This window comes from Microbacterium sp. CIAB417, assembly GCF_022788845.1.
This window is the reverse complement of sequence record NZ_JAHZUT010000003.1, coordinates 64,009-79,879: the sequence shown is the minus strand read 5'-3', so window position 1 is coordinate 79,879 and position 15,871 is coordinate 64,009. Positions and strand designations below refer to the sequence as shown.

Annotated in this window: 12 protein-coding genes; 6 read left to right on the top strand and 6 right to left on the bottom strand. The window is 69.9% G+C overall.

Annotated elements, in window-relative coordinates; all coding sequences use genetic code 11:
- Nucleotides 1–17: 17 nt before the first annotated feature.
- A complete protein-coding gene (locus KYX17_RS12645; RefSeq protein ID WP_243227359.1) occupies nt 18–425 on the bottom strand; it encodes an arsenate reductase ArsC in 408 nt (135 codons plus the stop codon).
- Nucleotides 422–1,267 (bottom strand): 16S rRNA (adenine(1518)-N(6)/adenine(1519)-N(6))-dimethyltransferase RsmA, encoded by an 846-nt coding sequence (gene rsmA / locus KYX17_RS12640; protein ID WP_243227358.1) that lies wholly within the window; start codon nt 1,265–1,267, stop codon nt 422–424. The genes KYX17_RS12645 and rsmA overlap by 4 nt, the downstream gene beginning before the upstream one ends.
- A gap of 71 nt (nt 1,268–1,338) precedes the next feature.
- Here rsmA and KYX17_RS12635 point away from each other — a divergent pair, with 71 nt between their 5' ends.
- The gene (locus tag KYX17_RS12635) at nt 1,339–2,790 is read left to right on the top strand and encodes a sugar porter family MFS transporter (protein WP_243227357.1); all 1,452 of its coding nucleotides are present in this window, start codon (nt 1,339–1,341) and stop codon (nt 2,788–2,790) included.
- Nucleotides 2,791–3,022: 232 nt separating this feature from the next.
- On the opposite strand, the gene KYX17_RS12630 is transcribed toward KYX17_RS12635, so the two are convergent.
- From KYX17_RS12630 to KYX17_RS12620, 3 genes are read right to left on the bottom strand one after another with little or no spacing between them, the layout of a single operon-like run.
- Nucleotides 3,023–3,901 (bottom strand): TatD family hydrolase, encoded by an 879-nt coding sequence (locus tag KYX17_RS12630; protein ID WP_243227356.1) that lies wholly within the window; start codon nt 3,899–3,901, stop codon nt 3,023–3,025.
- 4 nt (nt 3,902–3,905) lie between these two features.
- The gene (gene metG / locus KYX17_RS12625) at nt 3,906–5,477 is read right to left on the bottom strand and encodes a methionine--tRNA ligase (RefSeq protein ID WP_243227355.1); all 1,572 of its coding nucleotides are present in this window, start codon (nt 5,475–5,477) and stop codon (nt 3,906–3,908) included.
- A 52-nt stretch (nt 5,478–5,529) separates the two neighbouring features.
- Nucleotides 5,530–6,546 (bottom strand): LacI family DNA-binding transcriptional regulator, encoded by a 1,017-nt coding sequence (locus KYX17_RS12620; RefSeq protein ID WP_243227354.1) that lies wholly within the window; start codon nt 6,544–6,546, stop codon nt 5,530–5,532.
- 181 nt (nt 6,547–6,727) lie between these two features.
- On the opposite strand from KYX17_RS12620, the gene KYX17_RS12615 reads away from it, so the two are divergent.
- The 5 genes from KYX17_RS12615 to KYX17_RS32040 all read left to right on the top strand — a co-directional run bounded on the left by KYX17_RS12615 (nt 6,728) and on the right by KYX17_RS32040 (nt 14,993).
- The gene (locus KYX17_RS12615) at nt 6,728–8,749 is read left to right on the top strand and encodes a beta-galactosidase (RefSeq protein WP_243227353.1); all 2,022 of its coding nucleotides are present in this window, start codon (nt 6,728–6,730) and stop codon (nt 8,747–8,749) included.
- A gap of 121 nt (nt 8,750–8,870) precedes the next feature.
- A complete protein-coding gene (locus KYX17_RS12610) occupies nt 8,871–10,088 on the top strand; it encodes a maltose ABC transporter substrate-binding protein (protein WP_243227352.1) in 1,218 nt (405 codons plus the stop codon).
- Between the two features lie 62 nt (nt 10,089–10,150).
- A complete protein-coding gene (locus KYX17_RS12605) occupies nt 10,151–11,755 on the top strand; it encodes an ABC transporter permease subunit (RefSeq protein ID WP_243228175.1) in 1,605 nt (534 codons plus the stop codon).
- Nucleotides 11,755–12,624, top strand: a complete 870-nt coding sequence (locus KYX17_RS12600) for a sugar ABC transporter permease (protein WP_243227351.1) — start codon at nt 11,755–11,757, stop codon at nt 12,622–12,624. The genes KYX17_RS12605 and KYX17_RS12600 overlap by 1 nt, the downstream gene beginning before the upstream one ends.
- A gap of 23 nt (nt 12,625–12,647) precedes the next feature.
- Nucleotides 12,648–14,993 carry a glycosyl hydrolase 53 family protein gene (locus KYX17_RS32040; protein WP_283818144.1) on the top strand — a complete coding sequence of 782 codons (2,346 nt, stop codon included), beginning with the start codon at nt 12,648–12,650 and terminating at the stop codon, nt 14,991–14,993.
- Between the two features lie 56 nt (nt 14,994–15,049).
- Here the strand turns inward: KYX17_RS32040 and rsmI are convergent, their stop codons facing one another.
- Nucleotides 15,050–15,868: a 16S rRNA (cytidine(1402)-2'-O)-methyltransferase gene (gene rsmI / locus KYX17_RS12585; RefSeq protein ID WP_243227350.1), complete on the bottom strand. Its 819-nt coding sequence runs from the start codon at nt 15,866–15,868 to the stop codon at nt 15,050–15,052.
- Nucleotides 15,869–15,871 lie beyond the last annotated feature (3 nt).

Sequence of the window (15,871 nt, the reverse complement as noted above, 5' to 3'; positions counted from 1 at the left end):
GATCCGGGGCGGGACGCTCAGGCGGGGATGACGTCGAGCTCCACGAGGAGTCGGCGCACGCGGGCCTCGATGTCGTCGCGCACCTCACGGACCAGCTCCGGGCCCTGCCCGGCGGGATCGCGCAACTCCCAGTCCTCGTAGCGCTTGCCGGGGAAGATCGGGCAGGCATCGCCGCATCCCATCGTGATCACGGCATCGGCCTGGCGCACATCGTCGGTCGCCAGCAGCTGCGGCACGTTCCGGGTGATGTCGATGCCCCGCTCCGCCATGACCTCGACGGCGACGGGGTTGATGGCGGATGCGGGCTCGGAGCCGCCCGAGCGCACCTCGACGCCGTCCCCGCCCAGCGCGCGGGCGAAGCCGGCGGCCATCTGCGAGCGCCCCGCGTTGTGGACGCACACGAACAGGACGACGGGAACGTTCATGCGGACACCCGCGCGATCCGCTGGAAGTCGTCGATCGTCAGCTGCTCGCCCCGGAGGGTCGGGTCCACGCCCGCCTCCTCGAGAACGGCGCTGGCGGATGCGGCCGAGCCGCCGAACAGCCCGGACAGCGCCTGGCGCAGCATCTTGCGGCGCTGCTGGAACGCCGCGTCCACGACGCGGAACGTCGCCACGCGCTCGGCCTCGTCGCCGCGCGCCGCGGCGTCGCGGCGGAATCCGACGAGCACGCTGTCGACGTTCGGCACGGGCCAGAACACCTGGCGCGACACGGTTCCCGCGAGCCGCCAGGCGCCGTACCAGGCGGCTTTGACGCTCGGAGCGCCGTAGATCTTGGACCCGGGAGGCGCGGCGAGTCGTTCGCCGACCTCGGCCTGCACCATGACCACCCCGCGCTCGAGGTGGGAGAAGTGCTCGAGGAAGTGCAGGAGCACAGGCACCGAGACGTTGTACGGCAGATTGGCCACGAGCACCGTGGGCTCCCCCGGCAGCTCCCGGATGGTGAGCGCATCCGCATCCACCACGCGCAGCATCCCGTCGCGCACCCCGTGCGCTCGCGCCGTGGCCGGGAGGCGCTCGGCGAGACGGTGATCGATCTCGACCGCCACCACGCTCGCGCCGGTCTCGAGGATCGCCAGGGTCAGCGAGCCGAGCCCGGGTCCGACCTCCACGACGTGCTCACCGGCGACGACACCGGCGACCTGCACGATCTTGCGCACGGTGTTGGCGTCGACGACGAAGTTCTGCCCCAGTTTCTTCGTCGGAGTGACATCGAGCTCGGCGGCCAGCGCGCGGATCTCGGCCGCGCCGAGCAGGTGCACGGTCATGTGTATAACCCTAGACAACCGTCGAGCCAAGTCCGACCCTGAGAGAACGCTGTCAGGGTTAGGGTGACGGAATGACCACCGAAGCACTCCCCACGGGGACGTTCTCGATGCGCAGTCCGTTCGGACGCCGGGCGATCGGACTCTCCGTCGCCGCGGCCGTGGGCGGGTTCCTCTTCGGGTTCGACTCCTCCGTCATCAACGGCGCCGTGAAATCCATCGAGGCGGACTACACGAAGGAGCCGATCCTCACCGGCTTCGTCGTCGCGGTCGCCCTGCTCGGCTGCGCCGTCGGCGCCATCCTCGCCGGCGCCCTGTCCGACCGTTTCGGACGCCTGCGCGTCATGCTGCTGGGCTCCGTGCTGTTCCTGGTCAGCTCCGTCGGCTCCGCGCTGACCTTCAGCGTCCCCGACCTGATCGTGTGGCGCATCCTGGGCGGTCTCGGCATCGGTATCGCCTCGGTGGTCGCGCCGGCCTACATCGCCGAAGTCGCCCCCCGGCAGATCCGCGGGTCGCTGGCGTCCCTGCAGCAGCTGGCCATCACGCTCGGCATCTTCGCCGCGCTGCTGAGCAACGCGGTGCTCGCCGACGCGGCCGGCGGCGCCGGCGACACGCTGTGGTGGGGGCTGGAGGCCTGGCGCTGGATGTTCCTCATCGGCGTCATCCCCGCCGCCGTCTACGGCATCCTCTCGTTCACGATGCCCGAGTCGCCCCGCTACCTGCTCGCGCGGGGCCGCACCCAGGAGGCGAAGGAGATCTTCGCCCGCCTCGTTCCCGCCGCCGACCTCGACAAGACCGTCAACGAGCTCACGACGGCCATCGAGACGGATCGCAAGAACGCGAAGGCCAGCCTCGCCGGCCCCGCGCTCGGGCTGAATCCGATCGTGTGGATCGGCATCATCCTGTCGGTGTTCCAGCAGTTCGTCGGCATCAACGTGATCTTCTACTACTCGACGACGCTGTGGCAGGCGGTCGGTTTCGACGAGAGCAACGCGCTGCTGGTGAGCGTCATCACCAGCGTCACCAACGTGCTCGTGACCCTGATCGCGATCTTCCTCGTCGACCGGGTGGGCCGTAAGCCCATCCTGCTCACGGGTTCCGTGCTGATGGCCCTCTCGCTGGGCGCCATGGCGCTCTCCTTCTCGTTCGCGACCGGCGAGGGCACCGACATCTCGCTGCCGGGCCCCTGGGGGCCGGTCGCCCTCGTCGCGGCGAACCTGTTCGTGGTCGGCTTCGGCGCCTCGTGGGGACCGCTGGTCTGGGTGCTGCTCGGCGAGATCTTCCCCAGCCGCATCCGCGGAAAGGCCCTCGGCGTGGCCGCCGGTGCGCAGTGGATCGCGAACTTCCTCGTGTCGTGGACCTTCCCGGAACTCTCGTCCTGGTCGCTTCCGCTCACTTACCTGATGTACGCGATCTTCGCGGCTCTGTCGTTCGTCTTCGTGCTCTGGAAGATCCCCGAGACCAAGGGCATGGAGCTCGAACAGACCGAGACGCTGTTCGTCCAGAAACCCCGCCAGAAGAAGTGAGAGGAGCCGACATGACCAACAACTCGAAGTCGCACGAGGAGATCCGCGAGGAGCGGGAGAAGGCGCAGAAGGAGAAGGACCGCCTCGAGGCGCAGGAGGAGAAGCGCCTCGACGACGAGGACCGCTGAGCCCGCATCCCCCCAACAGGAGAAATCCCTCCTGCAGGGCGATCAGAGACAGATCATCCTGCAGGAGGGATTTTTCCTGCGCAACGGATGCGGATGCGGCGCCGTCAGTCGAACGAGCCGTAGACGGCCAGCGTGTTGGCGGCCAACTGTGCGGCCAGCGCGTCGGGGTCCATGTCCAGCTCCGCGGCCATGAAGCGCACCGTCACCGGCACGAGGTAGGGCGCGTTGGGACGCCCGCGGTACGGGGTGGGTGTGAGAAACGGCGCGTCGGTCTCGACGAGGATGCGATCCAGCGGCGTCACAGCGAGCGCGTCGCGCAGGTTCTGCGCGTTCTTGAACGTGATGTTGCCCGCGAATGACAGGTAGTAGCCGCGCTCGGCCGCGATCCGCGCCATGTCGGCATCGCCCGAGAAGCAGTGGAACACCGTGCGCTCGGGAGCCCCCACCCGCTCGAGTGTCTCGAGCACGGCCTCGTGCGCGTCGCGGTCGTGGATCTGCATCGCGATGTCGTGCTTCTTCGCGAGCGCGATGTGCGCCTCGAAGCTCTCGTGCTGCGCGCCCAGGCCCTCGGGCTCGGTGCGGAAGAAGTCGAGACCCGTCTCTCCGACGGCGCGCACCCGCGGCTGGGCGGCGAGCTCGTCGATGACCTCGATCGCCTCGCCCAGCTGCCCTGCTGCCGCGTAGGCGGGCGCCTCATTGGGGTGGATCGCGACGGCGGCGAGCACCCGCGGGTGCGAGGCTGCCGCCCACGCCGACCAGCGGCTCGACTCGACGTCGCCGCCCGCCTGCACGACTCCGACGATGCCGACGGATGCGGCCCGCTCGAGCTGTTCGTCCAGCGACATCGCCTCGTCGCCGTCCTGGATCTCCAGGTGGCAGTGGTTGTCGTAGAGGGCGACGCCCAAAGGCTGGGGCGAGGGCGGGTAGCTGACGTCGCGGCTGCCCTTCTCGCGCTGGCGCACGTACTGGCTGGGATCGCTCATCGGGTCACTGCTCGACGCGCGGGAACAGCGGCGAGAGGCCGTTGACGCTCGTGCCGGGTCGCAGCGCGCCCCACCCCCCCGCCTCGCGCAGCGGCTGGTCCTGCAGCCGCCCGAGCGACTCGGCCGCCCCCAGGGCGATCCACAGCTTCTCGGTCGCGACGGGCATGACCGGCGACAGCAGCACGGCGAGCGCACGCAGTCCTTCGGCCGCCGTGTAGAGCACGGTGCCGAGGCGCCCCGCCTGCTCCGGATCCTTGGCGAGAGCCCACGGCTCGTTCTCGGTGATGTAGCCGTTGAGCGCGTCGACGATCGTCCAGATCGCCGTGATCGCCTCGTCGATGCGGAAGCGCTCCATCGCCGCGTCGGCGGATGCGGCCGCATCCGCCACGGTCTGCTGGATCGCCAGATCCGCCTCGGTGTAGGTGGCCGCCGGCGGAACGATCGCCTCGAAGTAGCGCTCGATCATCGCGACCGTGCGCGAGGCGAGGTTGCCGAAGCCGTTCGCGAGCTCCGCCTGGTACCGCGCCGACAGGTCCTCCCACGAGAACGAGCCGTCCTGCCCGAAGGCGATCGCGGAGAGGAAGTAGAAGCGGTAGGCGTCCGAGCCGAACACGTCGGTGATCTCGGTGGGCGCGATACCGGTGAGCTTCGACTTCGACATCTTCTCGCCGCCGACGAGCAGCCAGCCGTGTGCGAAGACGCCGCGCGGCACCTCGAGTCCCGCGGCCATCAGCATGGCCGGCCAGATGACGGCGTGGAAGCGCAGGATGTCCTTGCCGACCACGTGATAGGCCGGCCAGCGGCGGCCGAAGTCCTCCTCGTCGACGCCGTAGCCGATCGCGGTCGCATAGTTGAGCAGCGCGTCGACCCACACGTAGATCACGTGCTGCGGGTCCCACGGCACCTGGATGCCCCAGTCGAATGCCGAACGCGAGATCGAAAGGTCCTTCAGGCCCGAGCGCACGAAGGAGACGACCTCGTTGCGCGCCGATTCGGGACGGATGAAGTCGGGGTTGTCCTTGTAGAGCTTCAGCAGCGGCTCGGCGAACTCACTCAACTTGAAGAAGTAGTTCTTCTCCTGCAGCAGCTCGAGCGGCTTCGAGTGGATCGCGCAGACCTTGAGGCCCTCGAACGCTCCTGTGCCGTCGAGGATCTCGGATTCCGGCTTGAACTCCTCGCAGCCCACGCAGTACAGCGCCTCGTACTCGCCCGCGTAGATGTACCCGCGGTCGTAGATGGCCTGCACGAAGCGCTTCACGCCCTCTTCGTGGCGCTCCTGAGTCGTGCGGATGAAGTCGTCATTGGCGACGTCGAGGCTTTCGAGCAGCGGGAACCAGGCCTCACTGACGAGCTTGTCGACCCATTCCTGCGGCGTGACGCCGTTGGCGGCGGCCGCGCGGAGCATCTTCTGGCCGTGCTCGTCGGTGCCCGTCAGCATCCAGGTGTCGTCCCCCGACTGGCGGTGCCAGCGCGCGAGCGTGTCGACGGCGACCGTCGTGTACCCGTGACCGATGTGCGGAACATCGCTCGGGTAATAGATCGGCGTCGTGATGTAAAAGGAACGGCCGTTGCTCACCCGTAGATTCTAGGCGGCGCCTGAGGGGGCCGCCGCCCTGTGACGAGCCGGCTCACGCGCTCTCTCGCACGACCAACTCTGTCGGCAGCGTGACGCTGCGACGCGGCGCACCATCGATCACCTCGAGCAGCAGCGTCACCATCTCGGCGCTGATGCGGTCCCAGGGCTGGCGCATGGTGGTCAGCGGCGGCTCGTGCGCTGCGGCGAGTCCGGAGTCGTCGAAGCCCGCCACGGCGACGTCCTCGGGCACGCGGAGACCGGCGCGACCGAGTGCCACGACGGCGCCGGCGGCCATCATGTCGGATGCGGCGAACACGGCGTCGATGTCACGAGTGCGCTCGAGCAGTCGCGACATCGCGAGCGTTCCCGATTCGCGGCTGTAGTCGCCGTGCTCGACGAGCTCGGGGTCGAACGCCTCGCCGAGCTCCTCGCGGAAGCCCACCAGGCGGTAGCGTCCGCCCGGAGTGTCGTCGGGCCCGGCGATCATCGCGATGCGGCGGTGTCCCCGCTCGAGCAGGTGCCGGGTCATCACGCGCGCCGACCCCTCCTCGTCGACCGCGACCGCGGCGAGGTCGCCTTGATGACCGAGCGGGAGTCCGCACGAGACGGTGGGAACTCCCGCCTCCAGGAGCGAATCGAGCAGCGGGTCGGCCTCGTGCGACGAGATGAGCAGCACGCCGTCGACGTGACCCGCGCTGACGAAGTGCGCCACGTTCGCGCGCTCTTCCGGGGTACCGGCGACGAGCAGGACGAGGGTCATCGAGCGCTGGGCGAGTGCTTCGGCGGCGCCCCGGAGCAGGAGCGAGAAGTTCGGGTCGGCGAACAGCAGATGCTGCGGCTCGGTCAGCAGGAACGCCAGCGAGCCGGCACGCCCGGTCGCGAGCGAGCGGGCGGCGTGGTTGGCCGTGTAGCCCGTGCGCCGGATCGCCTCCTCGACCGCCGTGCGGGCGTCGGGCGACACCCAATGCCCGCCGTTGATCACGCGGGAGACAGTGCCGCGCGAGACGCCGGCGGCGGCGGCCACGTCCCGAATGGTGGGGCGGCGCCGGGCGATGGTCGTGTCTTCCACGCGAGGACTCTATCGCCTGGCCCCAGCCGCCGTTGCGCGACGTGCCGCGAAGACTGGGACCGGTCACAGTTTGATAACGAACGGGTCACGGGCTTGATCGTTCCGTGCGCGGCTGCGCAGACTGTGACCGGTCCCAGTCACACCCGACGAGGACCGATCACCCTCGACCCGACGGAGCGTCATGACCCAGAGCTCACCCTGGCCGCAGCTGCACGGAATCGCCTACGGCGGCGATTACAACCCGGAGCAATGGCCCGTCGAGACCTGGCACGAGGACGTCGCGCTCATGCGCGAGGCGGGGGTCAACCTCGTCAGCGTCGGCATCTTCTCGTGGGGTCTGATCGAGACCGCGGAGGGCGTCTTCGACTTCTCCTGGATGGACGAGCTCCTCGACCTCCTGCACGCGAACGGGATCCACGTCGACCTCGGCACTCCCACCGCCTCCCCGCCCGCATGGTTCTTCGCGAACCACCCGGACGCCCGCGTCGTGACCCGCGACGGCACCACGATGGGCTTCGGCTCGCGCGGCATGGCGTCGCACTCCGCCCCTGCCTACCGCGAGGCCTCGGTGCGCATCGCGACCGAGCTCGCCCGCAGGTACGCCACGCACCCGGCCGTCGTGATGTGGCACGTCCACAACGAGTACGGCGTGCCCGTCGGCGAGGACTACTCGCCGCACGCGGTCGCCGCCTGGCGGCTCTGGCTGCGCGAGCGCTACGGCAGCCTCGATGCGCTGAACGCCGCGTGGGGAACCGCCTTCTGGGGCCAGCACTACGGCGAGTGGGAGCACGTGGGCGCACCCGCCGCAGCGCCCTCCGTGGTCAACCCCGCGCAGCGGCTCGACTTCGCACGCTTCACCGATCACCAGCTGCGCGCCTGCTTCATCGCCGAGCGCGACGCCATCCGGCAGTACGCCGACCAGCCGATCACGACCAACTTCATGGCGAACCAGAGCCAGACGACGGACCTGTGGGCGTGGGGGCGCGAGGTCGACATCGTCTCCGACGACCACTATCTCTGGGCACCCGATCGCGAGGGCGAGATCGGCCTCGCGATCGCAGCGGACCTCAGCCGCTCCGTCGGCGGCGGCAAGCCGTGGATCCTCATGGAGCACTCGACGTCCGCCGTCAACTGGCAACCGCAGAACGTCGCCAAGCGCCCGGGAGAGATGGCCCGCAACTCGCTCACGCACCTCGGACGCGGCGCCGACGCGATCCTCTTCTTCCAGTGGCGCGCCTCGCGCTCCGGCGCCGAGAAGTTCCACTCCGCGATGCTGCCGCACGCGGGCACCGACTCCCGCGTGTTCCGCGAGGTCACCGCCCTCGGCTCCGATCTCGCCGCCCTCGCCGAGGTGCGCGGCTCCCGCGTGAGAGCCGACGTCGCCATCCTCTGGGACTTCGAGTCGTTCTGGGCGCAGGACCTCGAGTGGCGACCGTCGGATCTCCTCGACCACGACGAGCGGGTGCGCGCCTACTACACGCAGCTCTGGCGCGACGGCATCACGGTGGACTTCGCGCTGCCCGGCCACGACCTGTCGGGCTACTCGCTCGTCCTCGCCCCCGCGCAGTATCTGCTCACGACGAAGGATGCGGCGAACCTCACCGCCTACGTCGCCGGCGGCGGGACGCTCGTCGTCTCCTACTTCTCCGCGGTCGTCGACGAGAACGACGCTGTCCATGAGGGTGGGTACCTCGCACCGCTCGGCGAAGCGCTGGGCGTGCGGGTCGAGGAGTTCCTGCCGCTGCGCGAGGGGGACGTCGCCGCGATCGATCTCGACGGCGAGCGGCTGACGATCGACCAGTGGAGCGAAGACCTGCGCGTCGACGGCGCCGAGGTGCTCGCCAGCTACGTCGGCGGACCCGCCGACGGCGCCCCCGCCGTCACACGGAACGCGCACGGCGCGGGCGTCGGCTGGTACGTCAGCACGAGGCCGGATGCGGCGGGACTCGCCGCCATCCTCACGCGGGTGTACGCCGACGCCGGACTCACGCCGGCAGGTCTGCCCGCAGGCCTGGAGAGAGTGACCCGACACGGCAGCGACGCCGACTACGTCGTGCTCGTCAACCACTCCGATGCAGCCGTCGCCGCCCCGGTCGCCGGCACGGACCTGCTCACCGGCACCGCCTCGGACGACGAGACGGTCGTCGCCGCCGGCGGCGTCGCCGTCGTGCGCACACCTCCTACCCGCGGGGGTGGTCGCTGACCGGCGACTCCCCCGAACCTCGGCGTCCGTCAACGGACGGACGCTTCCCCATCCGGTCGTGACGATGCGACGTCGACGAAGGCACGCATCCTCGACCACCGTTCTGAAAGGAACACGTCACATGCGCAAGATCATCGGAATCGGCGTCGCTGCCGCCGCATCCGCGCTGCTGCTGGCCGGCTGCTCCGGCGGCGGGAGCGCCGAACAGACCGCCGACTCGTCGGCGGAGCTCGTCATCTGGACCGACCAGGAGCGCGAAGCCGCCATCACGACGGCCGCGAAGGCGTTCGAGGAGGAGACGGGCGCGAAGGTCACCCTCGTGCAGAAGAACTTCGAGGACCTCCGCAACGACTTCATCTCGCAGGTGCCCACCGGCGAAGGTCCCGACATCACCGTCGGCTCCCACGACTGGCTCGGCGCGCTCGTCGCGGCGGGTGTCGTCGACACGATCGACCTGGGCGAGAAGGCCTCCGAGTTCGAGCCGGTCGCGATCGAGGCGATGACCTACGACGGTCAGCTCTACGCGCTGCCCTACTCGCTCGAGACCGTCGCACTCGTGCAGAACGTCGACCTCGTCGGCGCGGACGCCCCCGCCACCTGGGACGAGATGATCCAGAAGGGCCTCGCGGCCGGGACCGAGCGTCCGTTCGTCATCAACACCGCCGGCGAGACCGGCGACGGCTACACGATGTACGGCTTCCAGACCTCCTTCGGCGCTCCGGTGTTCGTGCAGGATTCGAGCGGTTCGTACACGAACGAGGTCGGCATGGGCGGAGCGGCCGGCGAGGCGTTCGCCCAGTGGCTGCACGCCAACGGCTCGGCGGGCACCGGATACCTCTCGACCACGATCGACTACGACATCAACAACGAGCTGTTCGCCTCCGGCAAGGCGCCGTACACGGTGCAGGGCCCCTGGGCGATCAGCTCCTTCCCCGACGTCAACGTCGCCGTGAACCCGATCCCCTCCGCGGGCGGCCAGCCCGCCGCGCCCTTCGTGGGCGTGCAGGGCTTCTACCTGAGCTCGCAGAGCAAGAACGCACTGCTGGCCCAGGAGTTCCTCGTGAACTACCTCGGCACCGAGGACGCGCAGCGCGCGCTGTACGAGGCGGACCCCCGCATCCCGGCCTGGAGCAGCCTGGCAGAGGAGGTCGCGAGCGACCCGATCATCGCCGGCTTCCTCGCCTCGTCGCAGAACGGCGTGCCGATGCCCTCGATCCCCGAGATGGGCTCCGTCTGGGACTTCTGGAACGCGGCAGAGTCGCAGATCATCAGCGGCGCCGACCCGTCCGGCACCTGGAACAAGATGATCACCGACCTTCAGGGCACCCTCGCGGGTTGACCGCGACGGGGCGGGCCCTGTGGCCCGCCCCGCTCGTGGCCGTCGAACAGGAGACGACACACATGGCGCAGCCGCAGGTTCTCACCCCGCCCTCGAGGCCCCCACGGGAGTCCCACGCCCGGTCGTGGCGGGGCATCGGATGGGGCTTCATCGTCAAGCTCATCGTGATGGGCCTGATCAACGCCCTCGGGGTCATGGCGATCCTCTCCGCCTTCTCGGCCCAGTCGTGGATCCTGCTCGGCGTCACCGCGGCGCTCGTGATCGCCGCAGACATCGTCTACTTCACCAAGCGCGCGCTGCCGCTGAAGTACCTGATGCCGGGGCTCGTCTTCCTGCTCGTCTTCCAGGTGTTCGTCTTCGGCTACACCGCCTACATCGCCTTCACGAACTACGGCACCGGTCACGCCGGGTCCCAGGAGCAGGCCGTGGACGCCGCCCTCATCCAGGGCGAGCGGCGCATCGAGGGCTCCGAGACCTACCCGCTCTCGGTCGTCGAGCGCTTCGGCGAGTACGGCCTGGCGATCAACGACGACGGCGACATCCGCGTCGGCAGCGCCGATTCGCCGCTGACGGATGCCGGTGCCGCCCCCGCGGGCCAGGCGCCCGCATCCGTCGACGGGTGGACAGTGATCCCGCGCACCCAGGTGATCACCGACCAGCAGCTGCAGGCGACGATCGAAGCCCTGCGCGTGCCCTTCTCCGACGACCCCAACGACGGCTCCATCCGCACCCGCGACGGCTCCACCGGTGTGCTCTACACGCCGACGATGGTGTGGGATGCGGACGCGGGCACCATCACCGACACCGTGAACGGCACGGTCTACACCGCCGACGACGCGATCGGCAGCTTCGTCGCCGACGACGGCACGCGACTGCCCGCGGGCTGGTACGTCAACGTCGGCTTCGACAACTTCCTGCGGGTGTTCACGGACCCCTCGCTCGCCGGCCCGCTGCTGTCGGTGACCGGCTGGACGTTCGCCTTCGCGGCCGGATCCGTCGTCATCAGCTTCGGTCTCGGGCTCGTCTTCGCGCTCGTCTTCAACGACCCCCGCGTGCGCGCCCGCAAGTACCTGCGCACGCTCATCATCCTCCCCTACGCCTTCCCCGCCTTCATGTCCGCGCTGCTGTTCCGCGGCATGTTCAACGCCGAGTTCGGTGTCATCAACGACCTGTTCTTCTTCGGCAGCCAGATCAACTGGCTCGGGGATCCCTGGCTGGCCAAGGCGGCCGTGCTGTGGGTGAACGTCTGGCTCAGTTTCCCGTACTGGTTCCTCGTGTGCACCGGCGCGCTCCAGGCGCTGCCCTCCGACACGCTGGAGGCGGCCTCGATCGACGGCGCCGGCCGGTGGCGCCAGTTCCGCTCGATCGTGCTGCCGCTGCTGCTCGTGTCGACCGCGCCGCTCGCCATCTCCTCCTTCGCCTTCAGCTTCAACAACTTCACCGTCATCTACATGTTCAACGCGGGCGGACCAGCGATACCCGGGGCGCCCTACACGCTCGGATCGACCGACATCCTCATCTCGGCGATCTACCGCGTCTCCGGCGTCGCCGGCGGGGCCGCCGACTACGGCCTGGCCAGTGCCCTGTCGATCATCGTGTTCATCGTCGTGGGCGTCATCTCCGCCGTCGCCTTCCGCCAGACCCGCAAGCTCGAGGAGTTCCAGTGATGTCCACGGCACGCACCCGCATCCGTCGCCGCCGCTGGTGGCTCGAGGTCGGATGGAAGTACTTCTTCGCCGCGATCGTCGTCTTCTACGCGGTCTTCCCGCTGGTCTATGTGCTCTCGGCGGCGCTCAACCCGCGCGGCACGCTCTCCGGCTCCAACAACCTGTTCAGCGCGTTCGATCTGTCGAACTTCGCGGCGTTGGGCGCGACCAGCTACTGGACGTGGGTCGGCAACACGCTGCTCGTGGGCGGGGTCTCGGCCGTGGGCGCGGTGATCATGGGCGCATCGGCCGCCTACGCGTTCTCCCGGTTCCGCTTCCGCGGCCGCCGCGTGAGCCTCACGTCGCTGCTGATCGTGCAGATGTTCCCGCAGGCGCTCGCGTTCGTCGCGATCTTCCTCATGCTCCTCGCGATCGGCGAGATCGTGCCGGCACTGGGGCTGAACTCGAAACTCGCGCTCATCTGCGTCTATCTCGGCGGCGCGCTGGGAGCGAACACGTTCCTCATGTACGGCTTCTTCAACACCATCCCGATCGAGATCGACGAGTCGGCGAAGATCGACGGCGCGACGCACGCCCAGATCTTCTGGCGCCTCATCATCCCGCTCGTCACCCCGATCCTGGCCGTGGTGGCGCTGCTCGCGTTCATCACCGCGTTCGGCGACTACATCCTCGCGAAGATCGTGCTCACCAGCGAAGACAACTGGACGCTCGCCGTCGGCATGTACCAGTGGGTCTCGAACCAGCTGGCCTCCCGGTGGGGCCTGTTCGCCGCCGGCGCCGTCATCGCCGCCGTGCCCGTACTCGCCCTGTTCCTCTCCCTGCAGCGATTCATCGTGGGCGGGCTGACCCAGGGCTCCGTCAAGGGCTGACCCGCCCGAAAGAAAGGACACTCATGCAGCGCCGCATCCGTCGTTCCCTCCTCCGATCCGCCGCCGCGGCGACCGCGCTCGGTGTCATCGCCGCGGGCGCGCTCATCGCGACCCCCGCCGTCGCGGCGGACGCGCCGGTCGCGGCCGGCATCACGGTTCCGAGGGTCGACGACCTCTCGCCCGATTTCATCAACGGGGTCGACGTGTCCTCGGTCATCGCACTCGAGGACTCCGGCGTCGTCTTCCGTGACACGGCGGGCCAGCCGGCCGACCTGTTCGACGTCCTGGCGGACGCCGGCGTCACCGACGTGCGCGTGCGCGTCTGGAACGACCCCTTCGACGCCGCCGGCAACGGCTACGGCGGCGGCACCGTCGACGTCGCACGCGCGATCGAGATCGGTGAGCGGGCGACGGATGCGGGGCTCCGCGTGCTCGTGGACTTCCACTATTCCGACTTCTGGGCGGACCCCGCGAAGCAGAAGGCCCCGAAGGCATGGGCGGCGTTGAACGTCGCCGACAAGGCGGCGGCGACCCGCGCGTTCACCGCCGACGCACTCACGGCCTTCGAGACGGCCGGGGTGGATGTGCGGATGGTGCAGATCGGCAACGAGACCACGAGCGGTGTCGCGGGCGTCAGCGGGTGGGACGACATGGCGCAGATCTTCTCCGCAGGCTCCGCCGCCGTGCGAGAGGTCCTCCCCGACGCGCTCGTCGCGCTGCACTTCACCAATCCGGAGCGGCCCGGCAGCTATGCGAACATCGCGAAGCAGCTCGACGACCGCGACGTCGACTACGACGTCTTCGCCTCGTCCTACTACCCGTTCTGGCACGGCACGCTGCAGAACCTGACGAGTGTGCTGACGCAGGTCGCAGACACCTACGGCAAGGACGTCATCGTCGCGGAGACCAGCTGGGCGTACACGCTCGAGGACGGCGACGGCCACACAAACGTGATCGACCTTCCCGGCGAGGCGACGAACTACCCGGTGAGCGTGCAGGGGCAGGCGCTCGCGGTGCGCGACGTCATCCAGGCCGTCTCGGATGTGGGGGCGGCCGGGCTCGGCGTGTACTACTGGGAGCCCGCCTGGTTGCCGGTCGGCCCGCCGGAGGCGGTGGCGCAGAACGCCGCCCTCTGGGAAAGGGACGGCTCCGGCTGGGCGGCGAGCTACGCCGGCGAGTACGACCCGAACGACGCGGGGGTCCACTACGGAGGCTCCGCCTGGGACAATCAGGCCCTGTTCGCCCACGACGGGACGCCGCTGGAGTCTCTGAACGTGTTCTCGTACGCCCGTACCGGCGCCGTCGCCCCTCGCGAGGTCACCGCCGTCGCCTCCCCCGCGGTGACGGTGGCCGACGGTGACGAGATCACGCTGCCCACCACGGTGACGGTCTCGTACAACGACCTGAGCACCGAGGAACAGGCCGTCACGTGGACACCCGGCACCGAGTGGGTGTCGGGCCCGGGCACGTACGTGTTCCGCGGAACGACCTCGGCGGGCCTGTCGACCAGCGCGACGGTCACCGTGACCTCGGCGAACCTGCTCGCGAACCCCGGTTTCGAGGACGACGACACGTCCATGTGGCGAACGGCGGGCACCGGTCTGACGGTGGGCGCGTGGGACGACCCGCGGACCGGATCGCGGTCCGCCCACTTCTACTCGGCGGATCGGTTCTCCTTCACGCTCGAGCAGTCCGTGGGCCCGGTGCCTGCCGGCACCTACCGCGCCACCGGGGCCCTTCAGGGCGGCGGCCAGCTCAGCGACACGGTGCGTCTCGTGATCTCGTCGGGGGCGCAGGAGGAGTCCGCACCGTTCGTCCTCGGCGGGTGGCGCAACTGGTCGACCCCGACGACGGACACCCTCACCGTGGCCGACGGGGCGACGATCACCGTGCGGGTCGCCGGAGAGCTCGCGCAGGGGTCCTGGGGAACCGTCGACGACCTGCAACTGGAGCGCGTGCTGGATGCGGCGGCCGATCTCACGCAGCTGAGCGCGCTGGTCGCCCGCGCCGAGGCGCTGGAGCGGTCCCGGTACACACCCGCATCCCTCACCGCGGTCGACGACGCGCTGGAGGTCGCCCGATTCCTGAGCGGTGCGCAGTCCCCCGCCCAGGAACGGGTGGACGCGGCGGCGGCTCAGCTCTCCGCAGCACTCGACGCCCTGACCGAGATCGAGACGCCGGGGACGGACCCCGCGGCCGGCTCCGGAGACCCCGTCGCGACCGAGCCGCAGCGCGAGACGGCATCCTCATCCGCCGCGCTCGCCGCCACCGGCCGGGAGGCCCCGCTCACGCTCTTCGTGGCGGCCACGCTGGTGCTCGGCGCCGGCCTCGCCCTGCTCGCACGGCATCGCCGCGTGCGCAGACGCTGACCGCGGCGCCGGCTCCCGCCCACGGCGAGGAGTCGGCGTCCGGCCGGGTGGGCGCGTCAGCCGCGGACGGCGAGCGCCGCCTGGTACAGCTCGCGCGAGGAATGACCGGTCGCCTCGGCGACCTCGCCGGCCGCATCCTTCAGACGCGTACCCGTGCGGACGATCTCGAGCACCTGCGTGACGGCATCGGGAAAGGCGACGCGGGCGCGCTCGGCTCCGCCGACGACGATGACGAGCTCGCCGCGCACGCCGTCCGCGGCCCAGGCCACGAGCTCAGAGAGCGGACCGCGCACGGTCTGCTCGTAGAGCTTGGTCAGCTCTCGCGAGACGGATGCGGGGCGATCGGCGCCGAACGCATCCGCCAGATCCGCGAGGGTGTCGGCGAGACGGGTGGGCGCCTCGAAGAAGACCAGCGTGCGCTCCTCGGCCGCCAACCGGGCGAACATCGCCCGCCGCTCCCCCTGCTTGCGCGGCACGAAACCCTCGAAGGCGAAGCGGTCGGTGGGAAGACCCGAGACCGCGAGAGCGGTCAGCACGGCGGACGGCCCGGGCAGCGCGATCACCTCGACGCCCTGTGCCACGGCTTCCGCCACGAGCCCGTATCCCGGGTCGCTCACCGTGGGCATGCCGGCGTCGCTGAGCACGAGCACGTCCTCGGTCGCCGCCCGTCGCGCCAGCTCCGCGGCACGCTGCTTCTCGTTGTGATCGTGCAGGGCGATCAGCTGCGGGCGGTTGGCGACGCCGAGCCCCGCGAGCAGCCGCTGCGTCGTGCGGGTGTCCTCGGCCGCGATCACGGTGGCGGCCTCCAGCGCCTCGACGAGCCGGCGGGTGGCATCCCCGAGGTTTCCGATCGGAGTCGCCGCGAGGATGATCACGGC